The following is a 22804-nucleotide window of genomic DNA, read 5'->3' as shown; positions in this document are numbered from 1 at the left end:
CTTCGCCCATCCACTTCGACGCCGACCTCTTAAACCACTCAACGACCTGAACTATTGCAAGGAGTACCAGCATTATGTCGCAACAGACGGAACTTGATACACGCTTTGTCTTTGCCAAAGCCGTTGCGCGGGAGGCGGGCGCTATGGCGCTCGACTATTTCAACGGGCGCGACAGACTCGTGATCGAAACGAAGCGGGATCTGCAGGACGTCGTGTCAATTGCCGACCGCAACGTCGAGACATTCATACGAGAGCGCGTGGCGGAAGCTTTTGGGGCAGACGGATTTCTCGGCGAGGAATACGGTTATCAGGAAGGGGGGTCGGGATTGACATGGGTTGTCGATCCGATTGACGGAACAGCGCCATTCGTCAATGGCATGCCGACATGGTGTGTATCGATTGCCGTTCTGCACCGCGGTATGCCCGTGATCGGCGTGATCCACGTCCCGTGCGATGATGAACTCTACGCAGCGGCGGCGGGCATGGGCGCGAGCCTGAACGGCAAGAAACTCAGCCTCGATCCGTCACGGACTTTGCAGAATGCAATGACCGGCATTGGCTGCAATTCCTATGTAACCCCGGAGCGGGTAGGCGCAATTGTGTCTGCTTTGCTTGCCAAGGGTGGCAACTTCATCCGCAATGGCTCGGGCGCCTTGATGCTGGCCTATGTGGCCGCGGGGCGGCTTGTTGGCTACTACGAGCCCCACATGCGTGCCTGGGACTGCATGGCCGGCTACTGCCTCGTCAAGGAAGCCGGTGGAACCCGTCTAGCCTTCCCGGCTGAGGGCGAAGCCTTGCTGCAGGGCCATCCGGTGCTGGCGAGCAATCCGACAGTTTATGCCGATTTGCTTGCAATCCACACTGGCTGACCTTCAAGGCCGCTCAGTGCACTTTTCTGGCCGATACGGCCAAGGCGGGCCAGACGCATGAGCTAACCCGTCCGGAGGCCTGGGCACAGGGCCAATGACTGGCAGTCCAACCTTGATGGGACGCTGCACTCCGTCCGCTATAGGCATCAGCGCCTGATCGGACCTGCCAAACTTGGCCTTCGAGCTGAAGCGGTGAGCGGCATCCACTTCAGGATCGTCTCGGCGTTGCGTGGCGACGTTGTCGATATCGCCGGGTTACTGGCGCGGCCGGCCAGGTGGGCCTCATTGCCGCGGTCCATCTGCGGCGTGAGCGACGGCCTGACACCTCGCAGATCTGCCACGTCTGCCTGCATCAACACTTGCCGATCCTATTGCGGCCATTGCGTCCTGCCTCGGCTTCTGGTCCTGCCAGGCTCGCGCCGCCCGCAACGGCCTTGCCGTCCTCCACTACGTTGCGGCCCTGCGGGTGCAGGCTGCGCTTGCAGCCTGGCTTTCGGACCGCCGTAGCAGGTCGCGATGGCCGCGACCTCGAAACGGAGGTTCAGACATGAGCAGGCAGCCATCCCATCAACGATCCGATATCTATAGCCGCATCACCACCAAAATCATCGCCGATCTCGAACGTGGCGTGCGGCCGTGGACCAAGCCCTGGACGACGGGACATGCGACGGGCGAGGTCAGCCGGCCACTGCGCCATAACGGTCAACCCTATTCCGGGATCAACGTCCTTCTCCTCTGGTCCGAAGCCATCGCCCGTGGTTTTGCCTCATCAAGCTGGATGACGTTTCGCCAGGCAATCGAGCTCGGCGGCGCCGTCCGCAAGGGCGAAACCGGCACAACCGTGATCTTCGCCAGTTCGTTCATCCGCACTGAAACGACGGAGACTGGCACTGAGGTCGAACAGGATATTCCATTCCTCAAAGCTTACACAGTGTTCAACACCGATCAGATCGCCGGTCTCGACGGGCGTTTTGATGACATCGCACCTGTCGTCGATCCAATGAGCCGCATCGGCAATGCCGGCCGCTTCTTTGCCAATACCGGTGCGCTGATCCGGCACGGAGGTACGGCTGCCTATTATGCCGCTCAGCGTGATTACATCCAGATGCCATGCCTGGATGCCTTCAGGGACGATGCCTCCTATGTCGCCATCCTCAGTCACGAGATGACGCACTGGACCGGCGCACCACGAAGGCTTGATCGCGATCTCAGCCGCTACGCAAAAGGCAGGAGCGAACGTGCCCGTGAGGAGCTGATTGCCGAACTCGGCAGCGCGTTTCTCTGCGCCGATCTCGGCATCGTCCCCGAGCTCGAACCACGACCCGACCACGCAAGCTACCTCGACGGCTGGCTCAAGGTTCTGGGCAACGACAAGCGTGCCATCTTTTCAGCGGCAGCACATGCGCAGCGCGCCGTCGATTACCTGCATTCCTTGCAGCCGAACCGCGACGAGGAGGAGGCGGCGTGAGCCGCCTCTGCCTCATCCATGAGAGACGCGCATCACGGCAACGGTCCGCTAGCCACGCGACAAACGCGGCTAACCACCGTTGCTGTAGATATCGACGCGCTGACAGCCGCAGCTAGCAGAGGGTTCCTGACCTCTTGCTCCCGTCGCCTCCAAGTTCTCCAGACCACGTCCAAGCTCGACAGGCAGCCGGAGCAACAGGTTGAACCAGGAGCGACGAAAAGCCGAGGTGAAGCGAGCTCCTTAACTCCCCACGCCGCACAGGTTCGATCCCTCACAAGACGCTGCCGGTCACCGGTCGAAAGACCTGAACTCCAGCAATCAGCCCCACATAGCATGTCAGCTACATCCGCCTGACGGATGGGCCAAATTTCGCTTGCATTCTTTGCGAGACGAGCCTGGGTCGGACTTCATCATAAAGCCCTCGCCACCGCCGATCACGAGAATGGGATCGGGATCAGTGCCGATTGGACTGATCAGCGCAAGATAAGACGGAGCGCCGCTGCCGCGTCGCTAGGCATTGGTCGTTCGACGCGTCTGTAGACTCGTCCGTTCGGCGTCCGGGTCATCAGCCCGAGATCACAGAGCTCGCGGCGCAGAAGTGCGTAATCGCCGAAGTCATGGCGCTCATTGAGCAGGATGTTTACATCTGGCTCGGAGAGCTCGCGTGCTGCCGGAATCTGCGCCCACAATATCCAAAGCGCAACGATCTGGTCAGTGCGTCGCGCCGGCCAACGCAGCAATCGGCCGCCCTTGTCAAAGCAGCGGGCAATTCTCTCCACCAGCCTCTGATTGATATCGGAAGGTTGCTGAAACAGTTGTCGTCGGGTGGGCTTGGTGCCGGATCCCCCGCACCTTTCACCGTCGCTCGCAAATTCTGGAAATTGCCGAGCCCAGCAGCTTTGGCGAGGATATTCAACAATTCGAGGTGGGACGGGAGTCCATCTTGGTTGGACAATTGCGATCTCACCGATTTGGCAAACGTCGAAACGTCGCTCAGATTAAGCGGTATCAGCTTTCTGGACATGACCTATCCTTCGGTCGTGCCGTCCAAAAGGATCATCGGCGATCGCCCTTCCGACATGGCACGGATTGGTGTCCATATCTATCTTGACAGGCAGGTTTAGCGTGTTCGGGGGAACGGCGATGCCTGGGTGAACTGCGGACCCGGCGTCGCACATAGCATCCAGTATTAGAGAGTTCAAGTGGAACGGAGGACCCTTGACGGTTCTGCTACGGAGCGCGGAATGATGCGCGTCCATCCTGTCGATTGTAGACGGGCTCTAGTTGTCACCCGGATCATTATGCTGTCCCTCGCGACGATAAGCGGCTCATAATGATCTGATATACCAACCTAATGCGTCCTGATCTAAGGGCTTGCTTATTGAACCCCCGAACAAGGCCGCGCATACTGGAGATCCCCGCTGATTGCCTCGCAAGAGCGACCCAGCACAATCATACGCTTTCGGTCGTGTTTTGAAGCACGGACAGGACATCTCCCTCAACGTCGTGATGACTTCGAGCGGAGGACGATCCGTCAGAGCCGTGTGCATGGCGGGGCGCGTCATGGGTCTAGACCGGCAGCGCGACAGCCGTTATCTACGGAGTCCGTCGCGGTGCTGAAGACATCGCTGGAACATCACCGCAGACACCCAAGGCCTCTTAGTGAAAAAACTCCAACGCAGTTTTGTTGTCGAACACAAATCGGGTCGGCGAAGAACCGAGAGCAAATCGAATTCGATCTGGGGAGACATGGATCTCAAGTCCATCGCTCAAGATGTGCAGGAAGAGGCAATGCTCTTTCCGCCGGTAGGCTTCCAGGTTGGCAAACCAGGCGGTGAGCTATCTCTGCCCGAACGGGGACAGCCGGGAGTGTTGACACTGCCGGCCCGACAGCGGACAACTGAAGCGGCTTTACAGGAGACCATAATGGCCGACGAACGAGATACGACAATTGTTGCTGACGCCCCAGCGGTAACGGCTCCCGCGACGATTAAGAAGCAGCGCAAACCTCGCGGAAAAAAGGTGGCCGTTGAAACCCGGTCAGCCGAAGTTGCGGCAGAGCCCGCGGATGCTGCCAAGACGGCAGCCGGAAAACCGAAGAGAGGACGCAGGGTCAAGGCCGACGACGTCGTGAACAGCGCCAAGCGTGGGCGAATCAAACGGACTCCGAAGGCGGTGCAAATCGAGAGCGCACCTATAACGGGGGTGATCGATGAGATGGCGGACCTACTGCAGCTGGAAGAGGAAAATCGAGGACTGCGTAAGCTGTTGGCTGAGAAGCTTCGCGCCGAAAATGCCGAATTGCGAAAGCGGCTCAACCTCGTTTGACCAACGGTTGCCGGCACATTTCCGTGTTTATGGAGATGTGCGTCTGGCGACAGTTCCCGTTGCCGCCAAGACTTGAATTCGCAACTGCATGTGGGGTAACGCGAGGTCGAATAGAATGGCGTCTCCATGGAAACTTCTTGCTCGGTTGGTGTCACCGCGACGGCTTCCGAAGGAAGAAAACAACTCGACCGGTGATGTGACGCCGGAAATGTCGACCGTCGACAGGCCGACTGCACCGGCGGACGACGAAGGATTGCGTTTCACAGACCGCCCAGCAGGCGAGGAGCTGCGGCCTCACGATCAATCTGGTGCGAGGTCTGGTGAGCTGCAGGAACAGGGCGCGCCGGTTATTGAAGGCGCCAAGCCGCTGGAAGCTGCTAATTCGGTTGTATCTGATGACACCGACGTGCTCGCATACGACGCTTCGAGACCCTCGCAGACCCGCCGAGGCGCAACCCGAAAACGGGGCAGCCGCAGCAGGAAAGCCGAGACTGGGGTCGTTCGGCATGAGTCTCCAGGCGTTCCCGCACTGTCTGATGAAGCGATGAGCCTCGATAAAGAGATCAGCTTGCTCCGGGAGCAACTGGCGAACAAGCTTCAACTGCAAAACGCACAACTGAAGCGGATGCTGGCGCGATTTGAACGTTGAAGCTGTCGGTGGCTCGAGCTCCAAGCAGAGGGGCTCGCCATTGCAGGAAGCATTTTCCGCCGCGCGGTTGTGGGGGATGGCTTGGACGACCTAATTGTTGTCGGAGATACATCCGCACGCCAACGGGACGCCCCTTGCTGCGCAGCGGCAGATCGTCTTTTTATGCTTTTTCCGTGATCGGCACATCGGCGGACGAGACACTTCAAACCAATCAAGCCTTTTCCGCATTGGACCATGAGTGCCGCGTGCATCTCAAGGTTACTGCATGATCGAACGAAGCAAAGTCTCGCGGGCGGACGTCAGATGCAGTCGACAGGCGCGATCGATCGAGGCGACGTTGCGGCTTTCAAGGGCTTCGATCAACGCGAGATGTTCCTTGATGGCAACCTCATTCCGCGCGCGTTCATCGCGCTTGTTCCACTGATAATGATAGTGGAAGACCATGGCGATCACGTCTTGGAAGCTTTCGATAAAGCGGTTTGGCGCGACTGCCGTAATCAGCCGGTGAAATCGGCTGTCCAACTCCGAGAAATCCTGAAATCGAGCGTCGATATCTGCGAGCAGCTCCAAATGTGCCGCCCGCATGGCCTGGATCTGTTTCCAGACGGGCGACCCGTCGGGCAGGGCGGCGAACAGCCGGGCGGAGCGCATTTCGAACATCTCTCTGATCTCGAACAGTTCGAGCGCGAAACTGGCCGTGAACCCTTTAAAAACCCAGCCGGCATTCTGACGCTTCTCGATCAGCCCATATTTCTGAAATCGGTTGAGAAATTCACGGATAATCGTTGTCGCGACGCCGAATTTCCGGGCCAATTCCGTCTCATTGATTTCTGTGCCCGGACAGGCATCACCGCGCAGCATCCATTCCATGAAGCTCGTCTCGACCTGTTCCGAAATTGCCAAGGTCTCTTCCTTCGGATAGCGCTCTTTCTGCCGCGGCTGCTTGCGTATAATCCGTCGGTGGGCTTCAGACATAATGATCCCACGTGCGGCCATCCCTGCCAGCACCTTTCGCACCGTTGTTCTGCTCACGCCAAGCTGGGCGCGCAGCGCATTTTCGGACGGTAATTCCTCCCCAAGATCGAGCGTTCGAATGATCTCGATCATATCATTGAATGCCCGCTTGAAGGTCGTATCGGTTCTCACGACGCAACTCCAGGTATGGTTGGATATCCATAAAAAACAAGTTGACGTACGTGTATCATATGTTTCTTATGTATAAAAAACAGGGGAGGCTAGGGGAATTTGGAAGACTCCGGGATTCTGCCTCAGAATTCGTCGCGGCCTGGTGGTTCGCAAGCAACCTTCCGCCCGAGACAATCTGGCATCGCATTGGGACTGAAGCTGTTGAGCCTTGGCCCGCTGTTGATCCTGATATTGCTCATCGCCGTCGTCAGTTTGATCACGCCGGCTTTTCTAAAGCCCGTTAACCTGGGGAACATCTTGGCGCAGACGGCAGTGATTGCCGTTGTGGCGATGGGGCAGCAACTCGTTATCCTGACGCGAGGGATCGATCTGTCTGTCGGCTCGAATCTTGCGCTGGCGACAGTCATCGGCGGACTCGTCTACCAGCAGGTTGATTCCTCAACCGTCGTCATTATGGCCATGCTGGTTGCGGGTACGGCTGTCGGTGCGGTCAACGGCGTGGTCTTTGTCTACGGGCGGCTGCCACATCCTTTTATCATTACCCTTGCAAGCTTGAGTATCTGCCGCGGCCTGGCACTTGCATTGGCGCCAGGCCACACCACCATGCGCGGAATGCCCGACGCTGTGACGGCGATCGGCGGCGGTACGACGCTTGGCGTGCCCAATTCATTCTTTGTCGTCGGCATGTTCGGGCTTCTTTTTCTGATCCTGACGAAGTCGATGGTCTGTGGCCGATGGATCTATGCGGTCGGCGGCTCGCCGAGTGCTGCCAGAAGCATGGGCATACCGGTAAGGGGCATTTTGCTTTCGACCTATATTATTTCCGGCTTTTGTGCAGGCCTCGGCGCGGTGCTGCTCGCGGGCCGGACCGCCGCCGCCTCGCCAATCTACGGCAATCTTTTGGAGCTCGACACGATTGCTGCGGTGATTATCGGTGGCGCTAGCTTCCTGGGCGGACGAGGTCATCTCGGCCACGCCCTGATCGGCGCCGTGCTGATCGGCGTCATCCGCAACGCCCTTAACCTTCTCGGCGTCGACGTGTTCTTTCAAATGATCGCGATTGGGCTCGTTATCGTCATCGCCGTGGAGGCTGACGTGCTCCGTAACCATCTTGAAGCACGCGCCCGCGTGCTTCAATCGGCGAGCGCACGATGAGCCCGACATCCATCACACCGGCACTTTCGGTTCGAAACGCCCAGAAGCGCTTCGGCGCAATACACGCCCTGAAAAATGTAAGCTTTGATGCCTATTCAGGTGAGGTAACCGCTCTCTTGGGTGACAACGGCGCCGGCAAGTCGACGCTCGTCAAATGCATTAGCGGGCTTCATAGCCTCGACGAAGGAGAAATCCTCGTGGATGGTGCTCCCGTATCGCTCCATTCGACGGCAGCCGCCCGCCGCGCCGGCATCGAAACCGTCTATCAGGATCTGGCGCTTTTCGACAACCTGACCCCCGTACAGAATTTCTATTGCGGACGGGAAGTCGCTTTTCCCTCTTGGTTGCCGCGTCCGCTCCGCTTCCTCAACACGGCCGCGATGAGGCAGGAAGCGGCGAGTGTTATCGATCGTCTGAAGGTTAAGCTGCCGAGATTCGATGCGCCGGTCGCGCTGATGTCCGGCGGACAACGACAGGCGATCGCGGTCGCGCGCGCCATAGTTTTTGCGCGCAAGCTGGTGATTCTTGACGAACCGACGGCCGCCCTCGGTCTTCGCGAGTCTCGCCAGGTTCTTGACCTTATCAAACAGCTCAAAGCCGACGGCAACGCCGTGATCATCATCACGCACAACATGGAGCATGTGGTCGAAATCGCCGATCGGGCGGTTGTGCTTCGGCAGGGTCGGAAGGTGGGCGAATTGAAGCCAACGGAAGCAAACAAGCAGGACGTTGTCGCGATGATTGTCGGCGCCGAGGCTTAAGGGAGATCGCTGCTTCGTGGGGGCAGCGGACAACGAGATCGCTCTAGAGGAGGGCGGTCGAAAACGTGGGAGGTGTATCATGAAACCGCAATCCCTGCTGGGAGCCCTTGCGCTCCTGGCCGTCGCCGCAGTCCCGTCCTTGGCGCAGGAGCCGGTGAAACTCGGCTTTATAACGAAATTCCCCGTACCGTTCTTTGCAACAATGGAGAACGCAGCCAAAGAATATGCAAAGAGAAATCCCGGGGTAGAGATCATCTACGGCCAGGGTGCGTCCGCAACCGACATCGAGGGCCAGATTGCACAAATCGAATCAATGGTGACTCGAGGGGTGCAGGGCATCGCCCTCACGCCTGTCGATCCCACCGTGTCGACAGCCCTGGACAAGGCAGTGGCGGCCGGTATCAAGGTCGTGCTGATGGATAACAATATTCCGGATTGGAAAGGCAGGACGGCGCTTGCCACGACGGATAATTTCGCTGCAGGCAAAATCGCCGGCGAATATCTCAAAACTGTTCTTAAGGCCGGCGACACCATGGGGATTCTTGAGGGCGTGCCCGGCGTGCCGGCGCTTGATGACCGTGTGAAGGGTATGCTTGAGGGGCTCAACGGTCTTGACGTCAAGATCGTCGGGAAAGGCGCCACAAACTGCAGCGAGGAACTCGGGATCAGTGTCGCCGAGGATCTGCTGACGAAGAACCCAGACCTGAAGGCCATTTATGCCGCTTGCGGCCCGCCCGCTGCCGGAGCGGCGCGCGCCATCAAGAACGCCGGCACTGCCAACGACAAGATTGTGCTGGTCGGTTTCGACTTCTGTTGCGGTGAAGAGGAGGCGCTAAAGAGTGGAGTGGAGGATGCGTCGGTGGCGCAGTTCCCCACCAAGATGGCTGAACTCGGTGTGGATGCACTGGTAAAGGCGATTCGCGGAGAGAAGGTCGAGTCTTTGATCGACTCCGGCGCGGCGCTGGTGACGCCTGAGAATATGGCAAAATTCCAGTGAACCGTTGCTCCTGCGGGTATTGGATCAAGCAAACCGTCCGTCCTTCTCGGGCGGGCCGGACGTTTGACCACTCTTTGCGCCCTCTCCTCAGTTCGCTTGAATTTCCCTGGCAGGCTGGATGCCGATGCCCCGTACCGCAATCGACCTTCGTCGGTCGTCGACTTTTCGTCGCCGCAGCACCTATTGTCTCTTTCGGCTTTTTCAACCGGTGTCGTGACCGGTTCGGTCACGGCCATGTGGTCGCTGCGAACCAGGGAGAGCGGTCAATTTTCCGGCCCAGAGCCGGCCGTGTTTGGCGTTGGCGCAGACCCGAGAGCTATGGCTGAGCATGCGCCCCATCGTGGATCAGCCGCGCTGCGGTCCGCGGCGCGGCGACGGAATGACGCTTCACGAGAGAGCATTCGAGCTTTGCGATCGGATAGCGCTTGCCGGGCACGCTTTCCGGGTTGAGATGTTCGATCGCCCATTGCCCCATCGCGAGATGTGGAAGAACCGAAGTCGTCAGCGGAGGTACGAGATGTCGCGAAATCTCTTCGTCATCATAACCCACCACCGACATGTCCTGGGGAATGCGGAGCCCTGCGTCTTTCAGCGCTTCGTAGCACCCGATGGCCGTGCGGTCGTTCTGGCAGAAGATCGCGGTCGGCGGCTCTGCCAGGGCAAGCAGTTTCATCGTGGCGGCATAGCCGGCGCCAGCCGACCAGTCGCCTTCAACCACCAAGTCCGGATCGAAGGGTATATCGGCGGTGGCCAGCGCCCGGCGATATCCCGTCAGCCTATCCTGCGCAGCCTGCATCCAGATTTCGCCGGTGATCGTCGCGATGCGATGATGGCCGTGCATGATCAGATGCCGCGTCGAGCTTTGGCCTCCGGCGATCTCGCTCGGCACCACGGCAGGAAAGGCATGGTCCGCCGTGTAGCAGTTCAGCAATACTGTCGGGATTTTCAGCTTGTAGATATAAGAAGGGAGCTCGATCTGGCGGGTATAGATCGTCATATAAATAAGGGCCGATATGCCCCCGTTCGTCAACGCCTCGATTGCCTTCGGCTCCATGACAGGATCGCCGAGCGTCTGTGTTACCAGCAGGACATTGCCGGCGTTCCAGGAGGCTTGCCGTGCGCCTTCGATCGCGACGATCGCTTCCGGGCTGGTGGCAAGCTGATCCACCGCAAAACCGATCACATTGTCCGTTCCCGAATAGGAGGCCGTGGTCGTGTAAGTCGGTCCCACATAGCCGAGCGCACGCGCCGCCTCCCAAACCCGGTCGCGCGTCTGCTGCGAGATTCGGGTGCCGGGCGTATCATTGAGGACGAAGGAAACGGCTGCCTGCGAGCAGCCCGCCGCCGCGGCAATGTCTGTCATCGTCACGCGGGCAGGCTTTTCGGCGGGATGCCTGTTCCGCTTTTGGACCGTTGGTTTTCGCATTCTTGGAAATTGTCTCCGATCGGGATTGATGGGCACGGCAGCTAATAAACATTAGCAGTCATTCGAAAGCGCTGACAATGGAGTGAACTGCCGTAACGCTATATATTCTAGCATTTTCCAGTAAAAAAATTGCGCATGATATAAAGTATGATCAAATGTTTTGATGCAGGTTGATAATACTATTTACTAATTAAGATAATTGTATACCGTCGGGAAGCGATCGGAACATATGCCACTCGTCGCTCGCGCGACGGCCCCAGGGAGGGGGCGTGCATCCGGCCGGCCGCTCATCGCAAACGGGCCAATGCAACCGCGGCCCTCGGGAGGTATGTTATGAAGAAGCTGAAACGCAATGCAGCCTTGTTCTTCGCCGGGTTGATGCTGAGCACGGCGCCGATTGCCGTATCCCATGCTGCCGACAAGCCGACACTTGCATTCGTCGTCAACGGCGCGTCCGACTTCTGGAAAGCTGCAGAAGCGGGCGTGAAGAAGGCCCAGGGCGAAATGCCAGACTACCAGATGGAGCTGAAATACCCTGAGCAGGCATCGGTCGCCGTTCAGCAACGCCTGATGGAAGACTTGGTCAGTGCTGGCGTCAAGGGCATCATGGTCTCTGCGGTCGATCCAAAGACGCAGACGGACGGCCTGAATAAAATTGGCTCGCAGACCGCTCTCTTCACCACCGACAGTGACGCCCCGCAGACCAATCGCGTCGCCTATATCGGTTCATCCAACATCGACGCTGGCCTGCAGGCAGCCGAAATCGCCAAGAAGGCGATGCCGGACGGCGGAAAGTGCATCGGCTTCGTCGGCCTGCTCGGCGCCGACAACGCCAAGGAACGCATCCAGGGCATGAAGGATGGCCTGAAGGGCACGAAGATCGAGTTGACCGATGTACGCGGCGACGATATCGATCAAACGCGCGCAAAGAAGAACGTCGAGGACGCGCTGGTGGCCAGCCCTGACGTCACTTGCATGGTCGGCTTCTACTCCTACAACACGCCACGCATCTATGAGGCGCTGCGCGACGCCGGCAAACTCGGCCAGATTACCGTCGTCGGCTTTGATGACGATCCGATCACGCTCGGCGGCGTCAAGGAAGGCACCATCGCGGCGACCGTCGTGCAGCAGCCGTTCGAGTGGGCCTATCAGGGCATGAAGCTGATGGCAGCCTATCTCAAGGGCGACAAATCAGGCGTTCCCAGCAACGGCTTGATCATCATTCCGACCGTGATCATCGGTAAAGATGACGTTGACAAATATGCCGCCAACCTGAAGGCCATGGCTGGTAAATAACCCTCCTTCGCGGCGGGGCACTTGCCGCCGCCGCGAAAGACGTCTCATGCCGACAGCTTTAGCAGCCATGGACAGGCGATGAACCACAGTTCCGACATTCCGTCACCGGACGCGCTTGCAACGCCGTTCCTTTCGCTTTCCGGCGTTGGCAAGACTTATCCAGGTGTCGTTGCCCTTGAGGGCCTGTCGATCGACATCATGCCTGGCGAGGTCATCGGCCTCGTTGGCGAGAACGGGGCTGGAAAATCGACGCTGATGAAGATTCTCGGCGGCGTGATTACCCCCGACCGAGGAACGATCATGCTCGACGGGGCAGAGCTTCGTTCCCTCACCGTGGAATCGAGCATCGCATCCGGCATTGCCTTCGTGCACCAGGAACTCAATCTCTTTGAGAATCTCGACGTTGCCGCCAATATCTTCCTGGGCCGCGAACCGCTGAAGGCCGGACCTTTCAAGCTCGTCGATCGAGATCGACTGCGAGACCTGGTCAAGCCGCTCCTGAAGCGCGTTGGGGCGCATTTTTCCGCCGACACACCAGTGGCATCGCTTTCCCTGGCCGAGCAGCAGATGGTGGAAATCGCCAAGGCGCTATCCATCAACGCCAGGCTCGTCATTTTCGACGAACCCACGTCGAGCCTGCCGCTGGCCGAAACCGAACGGCTCCTGAGCATTATCAAATTGCTGAAAGCGGATGGCATCAGTGTCATTTTTATCTCGCATCGCCTCCACGAGGTTGAGCGCGTCGCAGACCGGGTCGTGGTCCTGCGCGACGGCACGCTGGTGGGCACACTCGCCAATCAAGACATCGGCCACGATCAGATGGTCAAGCTGATGATCGGTCGGGTGCTTGCGGCGCGAACCGCAAAACCGCAGCGCTCGCCCGGCTCGGTTGCGCTGAAGGCAATCGGCGTGCGCACCGAGGCCTATCCCGGCCGTCCCGTTGATCTGGAAATCCGGTATGGAGAAATCATGGGGCTTGCAGGGCTCGTGGGCTCGGGCCGCACCGAGCTTGCAAGGGTCCTCTTCGGCATTGATCGGTGCTACGGCGGAGCCATCCTGCAGGACGGGCGGCAAATTGCGGTCAAATCTGCCCGGGACGCCGTCGACCGCGGCATTTTCCTCGTGCCGGAGGACCGCAAGCGCAACGGCATTCTTCTTGATTTCCCGATCGCCCAGAACATAACCCTTGCCGATCTCCCCAAACTCTCCAGCCGCTTCATGCTCTCCGCTGAACGGGAGAAGGCGGCGGCCGAAAAGCAGCGCGTTCGTCTCGGTATCAAGGCGCCCTCGGTTTCGACGCGAACCGGCACTCTGTCCGGCGGCAATCAGCAGAAGGTGGTGCTTGCCAAATGGCTATCGATGAGCCCCAAGGTGATGATCTTCGACGAGCCGACACGCGGCATCGATATCGGCGCGAAGAACGAGATCTACGGCCTGATGCGAGCGCTTGCCGATGCGGGAGTGGCGATCCTGATGATATCCAGCGACATGGAAGAGGTGATCGGCGTTTCGGACCGCATCGCCGTCATGCATGAGGGCCAAATCGCCGGCATATTGGAAGAGGACGAAATCAGCCAGGAAAGCGTCCTTTTGCTTGCTGTTGGTAAACGGGTAAAATAGCGGCTGCGGCCTGTACAAATAAGTATCGGGGATGGATCTCGGATGATCAAAAAAGATCTCGGACTGCTGCTTTTGATCGTCGTCGTCGGCATCGTCGTCGCCATCATCAATCCGCGCTTCCTGCTGCCGATCAACCTGGCCAACACGGCCAACCTGATCGGCCTGTTCGGCATCCTGTCGATCGGCCAAGCCTTCGTCATCATTACAGGTGGTATCGAGCTTTCCGTGGGCTCGCTCGTCGCGTTTCTCGGTGTGCTGTTCGTCGATTTCATCGCGGTCCAGGATATGTCATGGATGCTGGCGCTGCCGCTCATTCTCGTGCTCGGTGCGGTCATAGGTGCCGTCCACGGCTGGCTGATCACCCGGCTCAACCTGCAGCCCTTCGTCGTCACCCTCTGCGGCCTCCTGATTTATCGTGGGGCGGCGCGCTTCTATACCGCCGACGGAACGGCGGGTTTTGCTTTTGGCCAAAATTTCCCCGAGCTCGAATTCCTGACCGCTGGGCGGTTTTATGGCGTTCCCAACACTTTCATCGCGCTCGTCATCATTGCCGTGGCCATGTGGGTTGTGCTCCATCGCTCCGTCTTTGGGCGCTATCTTTACGCGATCGGCAAGAACGAGGAGGCGGCCCGCTATTCCGGTATACGCACCGGCCGTATGGTCATGTCGGCCTATGTCATTTGCGGACTGCTGACGGCGCTTTCGGCGATTTACTTCGCCATGTACACGCGCTCGATCTCGCCGGCGAGCCACGGCCAGTTCTATGAACTCTACGCGATTGCCGCTGCCGTACTCGGCGGCTTTTCGCTCCGCGGTGGCGAGGGATCGATCGTCGGCGTCGTGCTGGGAACGGTCCTGCTCCAGGAGTTGCAGAATCTCGTGAATCTCCTTGGCATCCCTTCGTCGTTGAATTTCGCTGTCATGGGTGGCGTGATCCTCATCGGCGTCCTGATCGACCAACAATGGCACGCGATCCGCGCAAGGCGTCGCCTCGTCTCTGCCGCCCGGCAGGCTGAAACTCGTCTTTCAAACGAAAGCAGCCTGCCGGTGGTCGCCAACCAGGACTAGGTCCGGGGACGGGCCACGGTATAGGTGATCTCCTCTTTGCCTCAGTCGAAGAGGGCAAGTGCGGCAAGACAGGCTGCCGCGAAAGAAAACTTCCCTCATGCTTCGCTGCTGACGCAGAAAAATAGGGCCACTGGAAAACCAGGGCCCTTTAAGGTGTGAAGGTCAATGAACCTCCAGAGGGGAACAGCTGATGCGATGGCACTGGGAGGAAAACCATCAGCTGCATCAACTGAAGGCAATATGCACATATTTTGACCGGCTGGTAAAATATTTATTATGCAGTGCAGCTATGCGGAAAAGGGAGAGCCGCATCATCCAGACGGGACGGAGCCCATGTGGAACTGTTCCTCCTACTATTCGCCAGCATACGCGCGCCGACGCAGTACTTGCCGGCGATCACGGCAGTGGCGGCATTTCTCCCTCGGCGATGCGCCAGATCCATGGCGTCATCTCCGGTCTCGCGGCAATCATCTCATTCAGGGCGAGTTCGTAGTCTTTGCCGGCGCTTATCGGGACGATGAACATCGCGACGGGCGCGGGGCGTTGTTCCGGCAAGGTGATCGAGACCACCGGTTGTTCACGCGAGAGATTGAAGCGCAGGCCTTTCACGCTCTTTCGCTTCAGCCTTGAAAGACGTTCCAGGAGATGTTGCTCATGGATGCTCTCGAACGGGATCCAGTTCTCGTTGACCACCATCATGGCGATCTCCTCGATTGAAGCGATCCCCGCGGCGGATATCCCGAAGGTGGCGATCATGATCAGATGGAAGTCTTCGCTCGACCGCCAGAGCTCGAGTTCCGTCTCGTATCTGGCGCTCAATCGCCTCCATGTCCCGCCCTGGATCATGAAAGGAAAAGGGAGGTGGCGAACGAAGATTTTCTGGCCGCTGCGGGCAACCGCGAAATCCTTAACCTCAGCCACGGTTACCATAAGCTTCCGGGGGCCATGACCGGCGTCAAGAGCATTTGCTAGCGCGTTTGCCCGGCGAGAAGCTATTCCCTCGCGGTCCTCCTGATGAAACACTTCCGGTACGAACAGAATGTCACTCAACGGTTCGCCGCGAGCGGTCATCTGTGAGGCGGCATTTATGAGGCTTGTCCGAACCCGGCCCCAGCCGCGTTTTCCGGACCACGACGAGCGCCATTCCGTCAACTCTCCCGCCTCCCAGAGATAGTGCAGGACGGCGCGCAACGAGAGCTTCTTTGTCTCATTGCGCAGAGCCGACTCGGATGCCTCGGAAGAAGACGCGGGTGCGCCGCGAGTGCCTTTCTTGGTCAGGGCAAATTCGAGCTTTAGGGCTGCCTTCCCACTCGCGTCGATGTGGATCGCGTTGCCGATCAAGGATCCTAAGCCTGATAATTCGTAAGGCGGTTGGTAGGACGAACATGCGGGGTCATGGCCAGGCCCCGAAAGCGGCATGCGCTTGATGAAATAGAGGTCGTCGACGCGTGCGATGTACATGGGAAGCGGCGGGTTCTTGCACCGGCACAGTGGCCGCAGCTTCTGCGCGTAAGCACGTTCGAGCCGGGCCTGAAGCTCGGGAGCGTCTTCGTCGAATGTCTGGTCGCCGATTAAAAATTGTCTCACAGCGCTCCCATGATCATCTCGCCGGACCGGCTTACCAAACCACGGGCAAAAGTACCACGGACTTCGACCATTATACTAGCGCAAATTAGGAAGTATGTTGTTGCTGGACCAGCGCGGTGAGCGATCAGTTCGACGGCATCGCAGCTTCGCTCGGTCTATAGCCCTTTCGATGTTTCCGGCGTGCGAGGTCGAGAAAATGCGCGACAGCTTCCTGTTCGGTCCCGAACATGTCGGTCCTTTCACCGCCACGCCTGCCGATCCGTCCCCAGTTACGCACGACCGCGGTTTCGCCGAACAAGGTCGGCTGGATCGCAAGCATGTAATAGCGCGCCATATTTCGGCTTGCATCAATGCGCTGGAAATGCAGTTGGAACGACATTCGGTTCATGTCGGGAATCATTCCTGCTGGGGCCGGCCATGTCCAACGAGAGTTTTGAATCCGTTGCATCCGATGGATTCCGTTTTGTGATGTGTTGGCGGGTCAAAGGGCAGCGAAGAGCGCCTGACGAAGCCGGTGCCGGTCTACCGGTGTGGCCCGGGCGCCAGCGTCGGGTTAATGGCGCAACACCATCCATGAGCCGGCGCTGCCGGGCGTGTCGCCAAGGATCACGTATTCGATCCTCGCAGCGAACATCTACACTTGGCATTACCGTACGACCTGTAGCGCCGATGCGATTACCGCGCCGCCCGCCGGGCGCCGACGTATGATGGGCCAACTGGTACGAGTTTCTGGCTTGCCGCGGTTAGCACGGTGAGGGCTTTGTGCGGAATGGCGGCGGGTTATTCCAAGCTCCTGCCTTCTCGCAAGCACTGGACCGAGCGCCATAACGGTTTGTCTCGCCCTTCGGTCGCACGAGGCCATTCCCGTTCTGCATGTCACCTTTCTAAGGGATCGGCCGCCATCAGCGTCAACCCGCAAGGGGTTCCCCTGCGCTGCGCTTCGGTGACGCCTGCGGCTCGGCCCCTTCTTCGGGCGCCATCGGGAATGGTCCCGAGCAACCGAAGGAGACAATACCATGGCCACCACGATCGCAATCCTCACCGCAAAGAGCGACGGTACCCTCGAAGGTATCTTCGCCACCATCCGGGTCAACGCCCCGATCGCCATCGTTCCGAATGCCAACAAGGCGAGCGAGGAAGCTCCCGACTACCGCATCATCCACCGCAAAACCGGCTTCGAGATCGGCGCGGGCTGGAACCGCATCGCCCGCCTGACCGGCGAGGAATATCTCGCGGTGAAGCTGGAGGCTCCGGAGATCGGCGTGATCTTCGGCAACGTCGCTCCAGCCCCCGGTGGCGAGCCCAACCGCAAGGTCATCCTCTGGAACAATCCGAGCTGAACGACAGACCGTCGGCCTCGAGCGATCGAGGCCGACTTCCGGAATGTCTCTGCCGCGAGTCTTGTTGTTATTCGAGCCGTCAAGGGCATCGAACTCGTCGACGGCTCTTCTGGTGCCATACGAGAGGGAAGGTCTGCTCAGTCGATCCGAGGGTGTCATGGCGGCATGAAGGCCTCAAGGATGAGCGGTGCCCCCAATTTTGCCTCCGCTCCGGTCCCCTCCACGTCGACAAAATCGGCTCCCCCACTCGCCGGCTCCGCCGGTTGCTTCGCAATCCTTGACCCCTCCATGCCGCCATGGCCGGGGCGCTCGTCTTTCACAAACGTCAAGGAGACGACAATGACCATTTGCATCGACGAAGTCATCGCACTGCTGCAGGCCGAGCTGCGGAACGCCGATCCAGCCGAGCGTCGCCAGATCGAGAACGAACTCGAACTGGCGCTGGCCGAACGTGAGGTGATCTGGGCCGAGCAGGACGGCCGTATCGACCAGGCGCCAGGCCATCAGGGGTTTCGCCCCTCGACACTCCCCGCCGGCTGACGCCGGAAACGGTCGCGACCCCTTTGGGGCCGCTGGTCTGTTCTCTCTCTGACGTCCTAATTTACTCCAGCAAATCCGGCGTCAAGGACGGCGCGGTCTCTCCCAATTTTGCCACAAGCGATAAAATCGGTTCCCCCGCTTGCGAGCCGCGTTCCGCGGTTCTTGACCCTCTTTGCAACAGAGTGGCCGATCTCCGTCATCAAGATGAAGGAGATCACATTATGACAAGCGACCAGAACCTCATGCTCTACACCAAGCTCGCTGGCTTTCGGCTGATGGTCCTTGCAGAGCGTCACGGATGCGACGATGCTTTCCGGCGGGTGCTTCATGACCTGCTGCTCGAGGGGCTCGACGCGGCAATCGCCCGGGTCCCGGTGATGAAGGCATTGGAACGAAGTGTTCTGACCGGAGGGGATGAATTCGCCGAATATCAGATGCAGGGTGAGAGCGAGATTTTCGGGCGCCTCACCATCAATCTGCTGGATGATCTCGAAATCGACGTCGACACCCACGAATACCGCATCAATGGCGGCAGCTGGATCAACGCTTTGACGGCCGATGACGGTGGGGTCGAGGTCCGGTTTCCGACATGGTTAGGTTGACCAATCGGTTCACTGGCATCGATTATTGAGGATATCGCTGGAAACTGGCATCCCCGTTCATGCGGTGCGCGCCATTTGATCCCCGTGGTAAACGATGCCGAGAGACGGCCGCCTCTATTTGGCGATGGCCTCAGTCTTTTAGAGCTGAGCGGCAATGGCGGGACGCCGCAATTTCCCTTCCAGCCGACGCGCAACACCTCAAACAAACAAATTTGCAGCATTGTTGGAAATGCTGTATATTGCAACAAATACAGCAGTAAGGAAACCCATATGTCTAAGTCAAGCGGTTCCTATTCAACCAGCGACCTCTCCCGTAAGTCTGGTGACATTATCGCCGAGGCCCTGCGCCATCCAGTGACCATCACCCAGCGGAATAAACCCCGTCTGGTCATCCTCAATATCGAAGACTACCAACGGCTGATGAAGCAGTCCGACCGACGCGCCGCCGGGACCATCGAAACGATGCCTGATGAACTGTTTACCGAGTTCGAAAAGGCCGTCGATGGCTACGCCGGCGAGGACGAGGCAGGCCACTGATGAACTACGAGCTGATCCAGACCGCAAGCGTCATACGCTATCCCTATCTATGGGCGAGAGAAGCTGGGCGTGGAGAGACGGAAGGACGCAAGGAGCGGCCGGTCGCCGTCGGCGTAAGAATGCCGCGGCCGGACGGCGATCTGGTTCTCTTCTTTCCCATCACCACCAAGCAGCCGGAGGCGTCGCGGTTTGCTGTGGAAGTGCTGGCCATCGAAAAGCGCCGCGCCGGCCTCGATGCCGATCGCAGGCTTTGGATCATCTTCGATGAGTTCAATACCGACATCGTCGGAAATTCATTCTATCTTGAGCCTGAGCCGCCAACCGGCCGCTTCAGCAAAGCCTTCTTCCTGCCGCTGCTGCGCGAATTCATCCGTCGCCGTAGGTCGGCCACGGAGGTCAGCCGATTCCGCTGAGCAGCCCCTGAGAACTCGAATTAGCGTTTGCGCACGAACTCGGTGCGTAGAACGAGGCCCTTGATTCCATCATGGCGGCAATCGATCTCCTCGGGACTATCGTAAGGCGGATCGACCTGATGACAGTGCCCTGTTTCAGCGTTAGGCCGGCCCCCTTGACCTTCAAATCCTTGATGACGGTGACCGAGTCGCCATCGGCAAGAAAATTGCCGCTTGCGTCTCGAACGACCGCCGCACGCCACTGGCGGATGCTGCCATCTCCGAAGCCGGACGCCATTCGCCAGTCACTTCGTCATAGATGTATTCGTCATTTTCAGCGGCCATGTTCGTCTCCGTGCGGGAACGGCGCGCAAAGGCGCTTATCGCAGACATCCGCCCAAGGCAACTCCGGCAGCGCTCCGGACTGCCTGTGAAAGTCAACTCCGCACGAAGCGATTGGCCTTTGCTTGCGCATCCATCTCCTTCCGACGGAAATAGATCGCCCTGCCGCAGCGGATCGGGCTATGGCCTTGAACGATGATGATCTGCTCGTCCTTGCGCATCGATTGGGTGATCTCGTGTGGCATGATCAGTGGCCGGCGCTGGAAATTGACGCTCTCGGATTTGCGCGCCCCGCCGCTTTTCGTGTCCCAGCCGATGTTGCGCGACCGCCCTTGCACCTCGACGGTCATTTCCCCGCATTGAGCGGAGACATTGCGGGCGGTATCGAGAGCCTTGATAGCCGCATAGGAGGCGAAAGCGCAGCCGTCGATCCATGACGTCGCGCCATCCTTCCCGAAGTGCCGTTCCAGTTGTCCGACCGATTGGTAGAGCAGCATCATGCTGATGCCATACTTGCGACCGCGATCGCGCGCCTCTTCCAGCACCCGCATATAGCCGAGCAGATCGACCTCATCGAGCATGAAGAGCGCTCGGCGACTGAAGCCGCCATCGGCCTGGACCATGGCGTTGATCAGAGAGCCGATGATGACGCGCCCGATGCCCGGATACGAGCGCAGGATGGACGCCGGGATATTGAGGAACACGTCCTTCTTGCCCGATACGATATCGCTCGACCTAAAGGCATTGCCGCAGACGAGCGCGGCGTAACTGTCCAATGAGAGCCACTGCGTATCCTTCGACGCCGTCGAATAGACACCGGAGAAGGTCTGTTCGGTCATGTTGGTGAAGACACCAAGCGTTTCGCGAATAAAGACAGTTTCCGAGTGTTCCTGAACGTCGCGCAGCATGGCGAGGACGGAGGGTTCCGGCTCGGACACGATCTGGCGCAGGCTGCGCAGGTTCCGCCGGCCGGCATATTCCGGCGACAACATGACATGGGCAAGCAATCCGGTTAGGAGATTGTGCGCCTGGTTCTGGAAATAGGAGCCCGTCGAGGATTCAAAACGCAGGCTTTCTGAGAGCAGCATGTGGGCGATGCCAACGATATCCTCCTCTTTCTGCTTCGAGTGCTCGATGCCGTCGAGGGCGTTGAAGCCCATGATCGGATTTGTGGGATCGAGCACCATGACCTCGCGCCCGAGCATGCGCGTGCGATGGTCGACCACCATCGGCGCGACCTCGGTCGAGGGATCGAGGCAGATCAGCGGTCCGGTATACCGCAGTGCCGTCGGCAGGACATTGCTGGTCGTCTTGTATCCGCCTGATCCGGCGAAGAAGAGCATATGCGTGGAATCGAAGTCCTGGCTGTAGGCGAGCAGTGGCGCCTGGCCGCCCTGCCCCCACGTGCTGCGATCCTTCGGATCGAAAGGCACTTGGTGAACGGCTTCCTTGTCGACGCGGTAACACTCGCCGACGACGATCTCGCCATCGCACGGAAAGAGCCTTGCTGCCGCCGACATCGAAAGCCAATCGGCATCGCCGAAGGTTCCGCCCTTCGCCCGTTTGATTGCCTCGGGCACGACGACGGAGATCCGAGCAGCGACCGCCACGGCCATAAAGCCCGCCAGCGCGCCGATGACGGCAATGAAATCCAGGTAGGAAAGCGCATGGTCCCATGTGACGACGCCACTCTCCACCGACGGAGCGAGACGGCCATATTCGCGCAAGGCGTAAAATCCGGCGACAACGAGCAAGCACAGGAGGCTGACTATCGCGATCGGCCGCCGACGATGCAGCGGCAACGCCCAGACGGTCAGAAGACCAGCAAGCGGCCCGAACAGAAGCGTTGGCACAGGCGTTGCGCGGAAAAACCAGTATTCAGTTTTACCAGATAGGCTGTGCGCCAGCGCCGGCCATCGCCAGGCGGTGATGTAGACGGTGATCGCTGTCACGGCGATCGGCACGAAGACCAGCAGCAGGCTTGCATGCAGTCGACCCTTCAGCGCCATCCGGCGTTCTCCTCGACGCGCGGTGAAGAAGAATCGAGCGAAGGGGCCTTGAACGCCTCTTCACCGATATGGCGTAGCCACCGATGTTCGGACGATCCCGGAATCACTGTCGCCAGCTCGAGGAGTCCGCCGAGCAGAAACGCCCGGTCTGCCTTCGACAGGCCGGCTTTGACGACGATGCCGCCGAGCAGGAATTTCTCGCGCGCTTCTTCCTTCCTCTCAGCCGTCATGTGAAACCTCCGGCGCCGGTCCAAGGCCACCAGCTGTTGGTCGACGCGCTTGAGGAGGCGGGCCGCCGGCCCCCTTTCTTCTCCTCTTTGCGAAATCGAGCGGCGATCTCTTCGAAGATCCGCTCGACCTCCTCGTCTGCAATTTCCATTTCCGCCAGCCCGGATTTCGTCGCAGCGCGGGCAAACCGCTCTGCCGATTTAACTGTCAAAACCCGCCGACGTTCTCGCAGCTTCTCCATCTGTGCATCGAGATCAGAAATCGATGATTTTATGGCCATTGAGGAATCTTCCCTCCTGGAACCAGCCTCAGCGATTATACTAACTAGGCTAAGATAGTTAAATAGGCTATTTTGCACCAACCCCAAAACGTCGCAGCTGGAATTTCGGCCGATGCCGTCTTCCGGGAAAGGCGGCATCGGCCCTTCGGTCCGATCGGTTTGAG

The 22804-nt window shown here is 59.1% G+C and carries 22 protein-coding genes and 3 pseudogenes; 16 read left to right on the top strand and 9 right to left on the bottom strand.

Going from position 1 to position 22804, the window contains the following annotated elements; translation table 11 throughout:
• The first annotated feature begins 74 nt into the window (after positions 1 to 74).
• The gene (locus tag FHT75_RS12495) at positions 75 to 869 is read left to right on the top strand and encodes an inositol monophosphatase family protein (protein WP_028756652.1); all 795 of its coding nucleotides are present in this window, start codon (positions 75 to 77) and stop codon (positions 867 to 869) included.
• Positions 870 to 1416: 547 nt separating this feature from the next.
• Positions 1417 to 2337: an ArdC family protein gene (locus FHT75_RS12485; RefSeq protein ID WP_028756651.1), complete on the top strand. Its 921-nt coding sequence runs from the start codon at positions 1417 to 1419 to the stop codon at positions 2335 to 2337.
• A 473-nt stretch (positions 2338 to 2810) separates the two neighbouring features.
• Here FHT75_RS12485 and FHT75_RS35825 read toward each other — a convergent pair whose 3' ends face one another.
• Complete coding sequence (locus FHT75_RS35825) at positions 2811 to 3026, bottom strand: DUF2087 domain-containing protein (RefSeq protein ID WP_246712910.1); 216 nt, start codon at positions 3024 to 3026, stop codon at positions 2811 to 2813.
• On the opposite strand from FHT75_RS35825, the gene FHT75_RS35820 reads away from it, so the two are divergent.
• The 3 genes from FHT75_RS35820 (at position 2955) to FHT75_RS12470 (ending at position 5314) form a co-directional block, all read left to right on the top strand.
• The gene (locus tag FHT75_RS35820; protein WP_246712919.1) at positions 2955 to 3461 is read left to right on the top strand and encodes a hypothetical protein; all 507 of its coding nucleotides are present in this window, start codon (positions 2955 to 2957) and stop codon (positions 3459 to 3461) included. The genes FHT75_RS35825 and FHT75_RS35820 overlap by 72 nt on opposite strands.
• A gap of 538 nt (positions 3462 to 3999) precedes the next feature.
• Positions 4000 to 4665 carry a transcriptional regulator gene (locus FHT75_RS12475; RefSeq protein WP_028758808.1) on the top strand — a complete coding sequence of 222 codons (666 nt, stop codon included), beginning with the start codon at positions 4000 to 4002 and terminating at the stop codon, positions 4663 to 4665.
• A gap of 115 nt (positions 4666 to 4780) precedes the next feature.
• Positions 4781 to 5314, top strand: coding sequence for a hypothetical protein (locus FHT75_RS12470; RefSeq protein WP_028756359.1), 534 nt, complete (start codon positions 4781 to 4783; stop codon positions 5312 to 5314).
• Positions 5315 to 5572: 258 nt separating this feature from the next.
• Here the strand turns inward: FHT75_RS12470 and FHT75_RS12465 are convergent, their stop codons facing one another.
• Complete coding sequence (locus tag FHT75_RS12465; protein WP_183844748.1) at positions 5573 to 6460, bottom strand: GntR family transcriptional regulator; 888 nt, start codon at positions 6458 to 6460, stop codon at positions 5573 to 5575.
• A 99-nt stretch (positions 6461 to 6559) separates the two neighbouring features.
• Between FHT75_RS12465 and FHT75_RS12460 the strand changes: the two genes are divergently transcribed.
• From FHT75_RS12460 to FHT75_RS12450, 3 genes are all read left to right on the top strand, one after another.
• Complete coding sequence (locus FHT75_RS12460; protein ID WP_028758527.1) at positions 6560 to 7615, top strand: ABC transporter permease; 1056 nt, start codon at positions 6560 to 6562, stop codon at positions 7613 to 7615.
• Positions 7612 to 8376, top strand: coding sequence for an ATP-binding cassette domain-containing protein (locus FHT75_RS12455; protein ID WP_028756648.1), 765 nt, complete (start codon positions 7612 to 7614; stop codon positions 8374 to 8376). The genes FHT75_RS12460 and FHT75_RS12455 overlap by 4 nt, the downstream gene beginning before the upstream one ends.
• A gap of 79 nt (positions 8377 to 8455) precedes the next feature.
• Entirely contained in the window at positions 8456 to 9373 is a 918-nt protein-coding gene (locus FHT75_RS12450; protein ID WP_028758526.1) for a sugar ABC transporter substrate-binding protein, read from the top strand.
• A 316-nt stretch (positions 9374 to 9689) separates the two neighbouring features.
• Here FHT75_RS12450 and FHT75_RS12445 read toward each other — a convergent pair whose 3' ends face one another.
• Complete coding sequence (locus FHT75_RS12445; RefSeq protein WP_028756395.1) at positions 9690 to 10799, bottom strand: LacI family DNA-binding transcriptional regulator; 1110 nt, start codon at positions 10797 to 10799, stop codon at positions 9690 to 9692.
• Positions 10800 to 11132: 333 nt separating this feature from the next.
• Between FHT75_RS12445 and FHT75_RS12440 the strand changes: the two genes are divergently transcribed.
• The 3 genes from FHT75_RS12440 to FHT75_RS12430 all read left to right on the top strand — a co-directional run bounded on the left by FHT75_RS12440 (position 11133) and on the right by FHT75_RS12430 (position 14783).
• Positions 11133 to 12095: a sugar-binding protein gene (locus FHT75_RS12440; protein ID WP_028756645.1), complete on the top strand. Its 963-nt coding sequence runs from the start codon at positions 11133 to 11135 to the stop codon at positions 12093 to 12095.
• A gap of 78 nt (positions 12096 to 12173) precedes the next feature.
• The gene (locus FHT75_RS12435) at positions 12174 to 13715 is read left to right on the top strand and encodes a sugar ABC transporter ATP-binding protein (RefSeq protein ID WP_028756397.1); all 1542 of its coding nucleotides are present in this window, start codon (positions 12174 to 12176) and stop codon (positions 13713 to 13715) included.
• Positions 13716 to 13757: 42 nt separating this feature from the next.
• Entirely contained in the window at positions 13758 to 14783 is a 1026-nt protein-coding gene (locus FHT75_RS12430) for an ABC transporter permease (protein ID WP_028758525.1), read from the top strand.
• Positions 14784 to 15179: 396 nt separating this feature from the next.
• Here the strand turns inward: FHT75_RS12430 and FHT75_RS12425 are convergent, their stop codons facing one another.
• On the bottom strand, positions 15180 to 16370 hold the full coding sequence (locus FHT75_RS12425; RefSeq protein WP_028758524.1) for a DUF1173 domain-containing protein: 1191 nt from the start codon (positions 16368 to 16370) through the stop codon (positions 15180 to 15182).
• Positions 16371 to 16494: 124 nt separating this feature from the next.
• The gene (locus tag FHT75_RS12420; RefSeq protein ID WP_409527186.1) at positions 16495 to 16818 is read right to left on the bottom strand and encodes a WGR domain-containing protein; all 324 of its coding nucleotides are present in this window, start codon (positions 16816 to 16818) and stop codon (positions 16495 to 16497) included.
• Between the two features lie 568 nt (positions 16819 to 17386).
• Here FHT75_RS12420 and FHT75_RS12415 point away from each other — a divergent pair.
• The 5 genes and pseudogenes from FHT75_RS12415 (at position 17387) to FHT75_RS12395 (ending at position 19802) form a co-directional block, all read left to right on the top strand.
• On the top strand, positions 17387 to 17710 hold the full coding sequence (locus FHT75_RS12415) for a DUF736 domain-containing protein (protein ID WP_028758523.1): 324 nt from the start codon (positions 17387 to 17389) through the stop codon (positions 17708 to 17710).
• A 339-nt stretch (positions 17711 to 18049) separates the two neighbouring features.
• Entirely contained in the window at positions 18050 to 18250 is a 201-nt protein-coding gene (locus FHT75_RS12410; protein WP_183844749.1) for a hypothetical protein, read from the top strand.
• Between the two features lie 221 nt (positions 18251 to 18471).
• Positions 18472 to 18931, top strand: a pseudogene (locus tag FHT75_RS12405) (hypothetical protein).
• Positions 18932 to 19122: 191 nt separating this feature from the next.
• The gene (locus FHT75_RS12400) at positions 19123 to 19389 is read left to right on the top strand and encodes a type II toxin-antitoxin system prevent-host-death family antitoxin (protein WP_097596302.1); all 267 of its coding nucleotides are present in this window, start codon (positions 19123 to 19125) and stop codon (positions 19387 to 19389) included.
• Positions 19389 to 19802, top strand: coding sequence for a hypothetical protein (locus tag FHT75_RS12395; RefSeq protein ID WP_183844750.1), 414 nt, complete (start codon positions 19389 to 19391; stop codon positions 19800 to 19802). The genes FHT75_RS12400 and FHT75_RS12395 overlap by 1 nt, the downstream gene beginning before the upstream one ends.
• Positions 19803 to 19822: 20 nt before the next feature.
• Here FHT75_RS12395 and FHT75_RS12390 read toward each other — a convergent pair.
• From FHT75_RS12390 to FHT75_RS12375, 4 genes and pseudogenes are all read right to left on the bottom strand, one after another.
• Positions 19823 to 20126: pseudogene (locus FHT75_RS12390) on the bottom strand (alkylphosphonate utilization protein).
• Positions 20127 to 20218: 92 nt separating this feature from the next.
• The gene (traG, locus tag FHT75_RS12385) at positions 20219 to 22132 is read right to left on the bottom strand and encodes a Ti-type conjugative transfer system protein TraG (protein ID WP_097596300.1); all 1914 of its coding nucleotides are present in this window, start codon (positions 22130 to 22132) and stop codon (positions 20219 to 20221) included.
• Positions 22123 to 22362 carry a conjugal transfer protein TraD gene (locus tag FHT75_RS12380; RefSeq protein ID WP_097596299.1) on the bottom strand — a complete coding sequence of 80 codons (240 nt, stop codon included), beginning with the start codon at positions 22360 to 22362 and terminating at the stop codon, positions 22123 to 22125. Before FHT75_RS12380 ends, traG begins: the two co-directional genes overlap by 10 nt.
• A pseudogene (locus FHT75_RS12375) lies at positions 22352 to 22640 on the bottom strand (TraC family protein). Before FHT75_RS12375 ends, FHT75_RS12380 begins: the two are co-directional and overlap by 11 nt.
• Between the last annotated feature and the right edge of the window lie 164 nt (positions 22641 to 22804).

This window comes from Rhizobium sp. BK112, from assembly GCF_014193215.1.
Taxonomy (GTDB): Bacteria; Pseudomonadota; Alphaproteobacteria; order Rhizobiales; family Rhizobiaceae; genus Rhizobium; species Rhizobium anhuiense.
The sequence above is the reverse complement of the archived record's forward strand: the minus strand, read 5'-3'. Positions and strand labels throughout refer to the sequence as shown.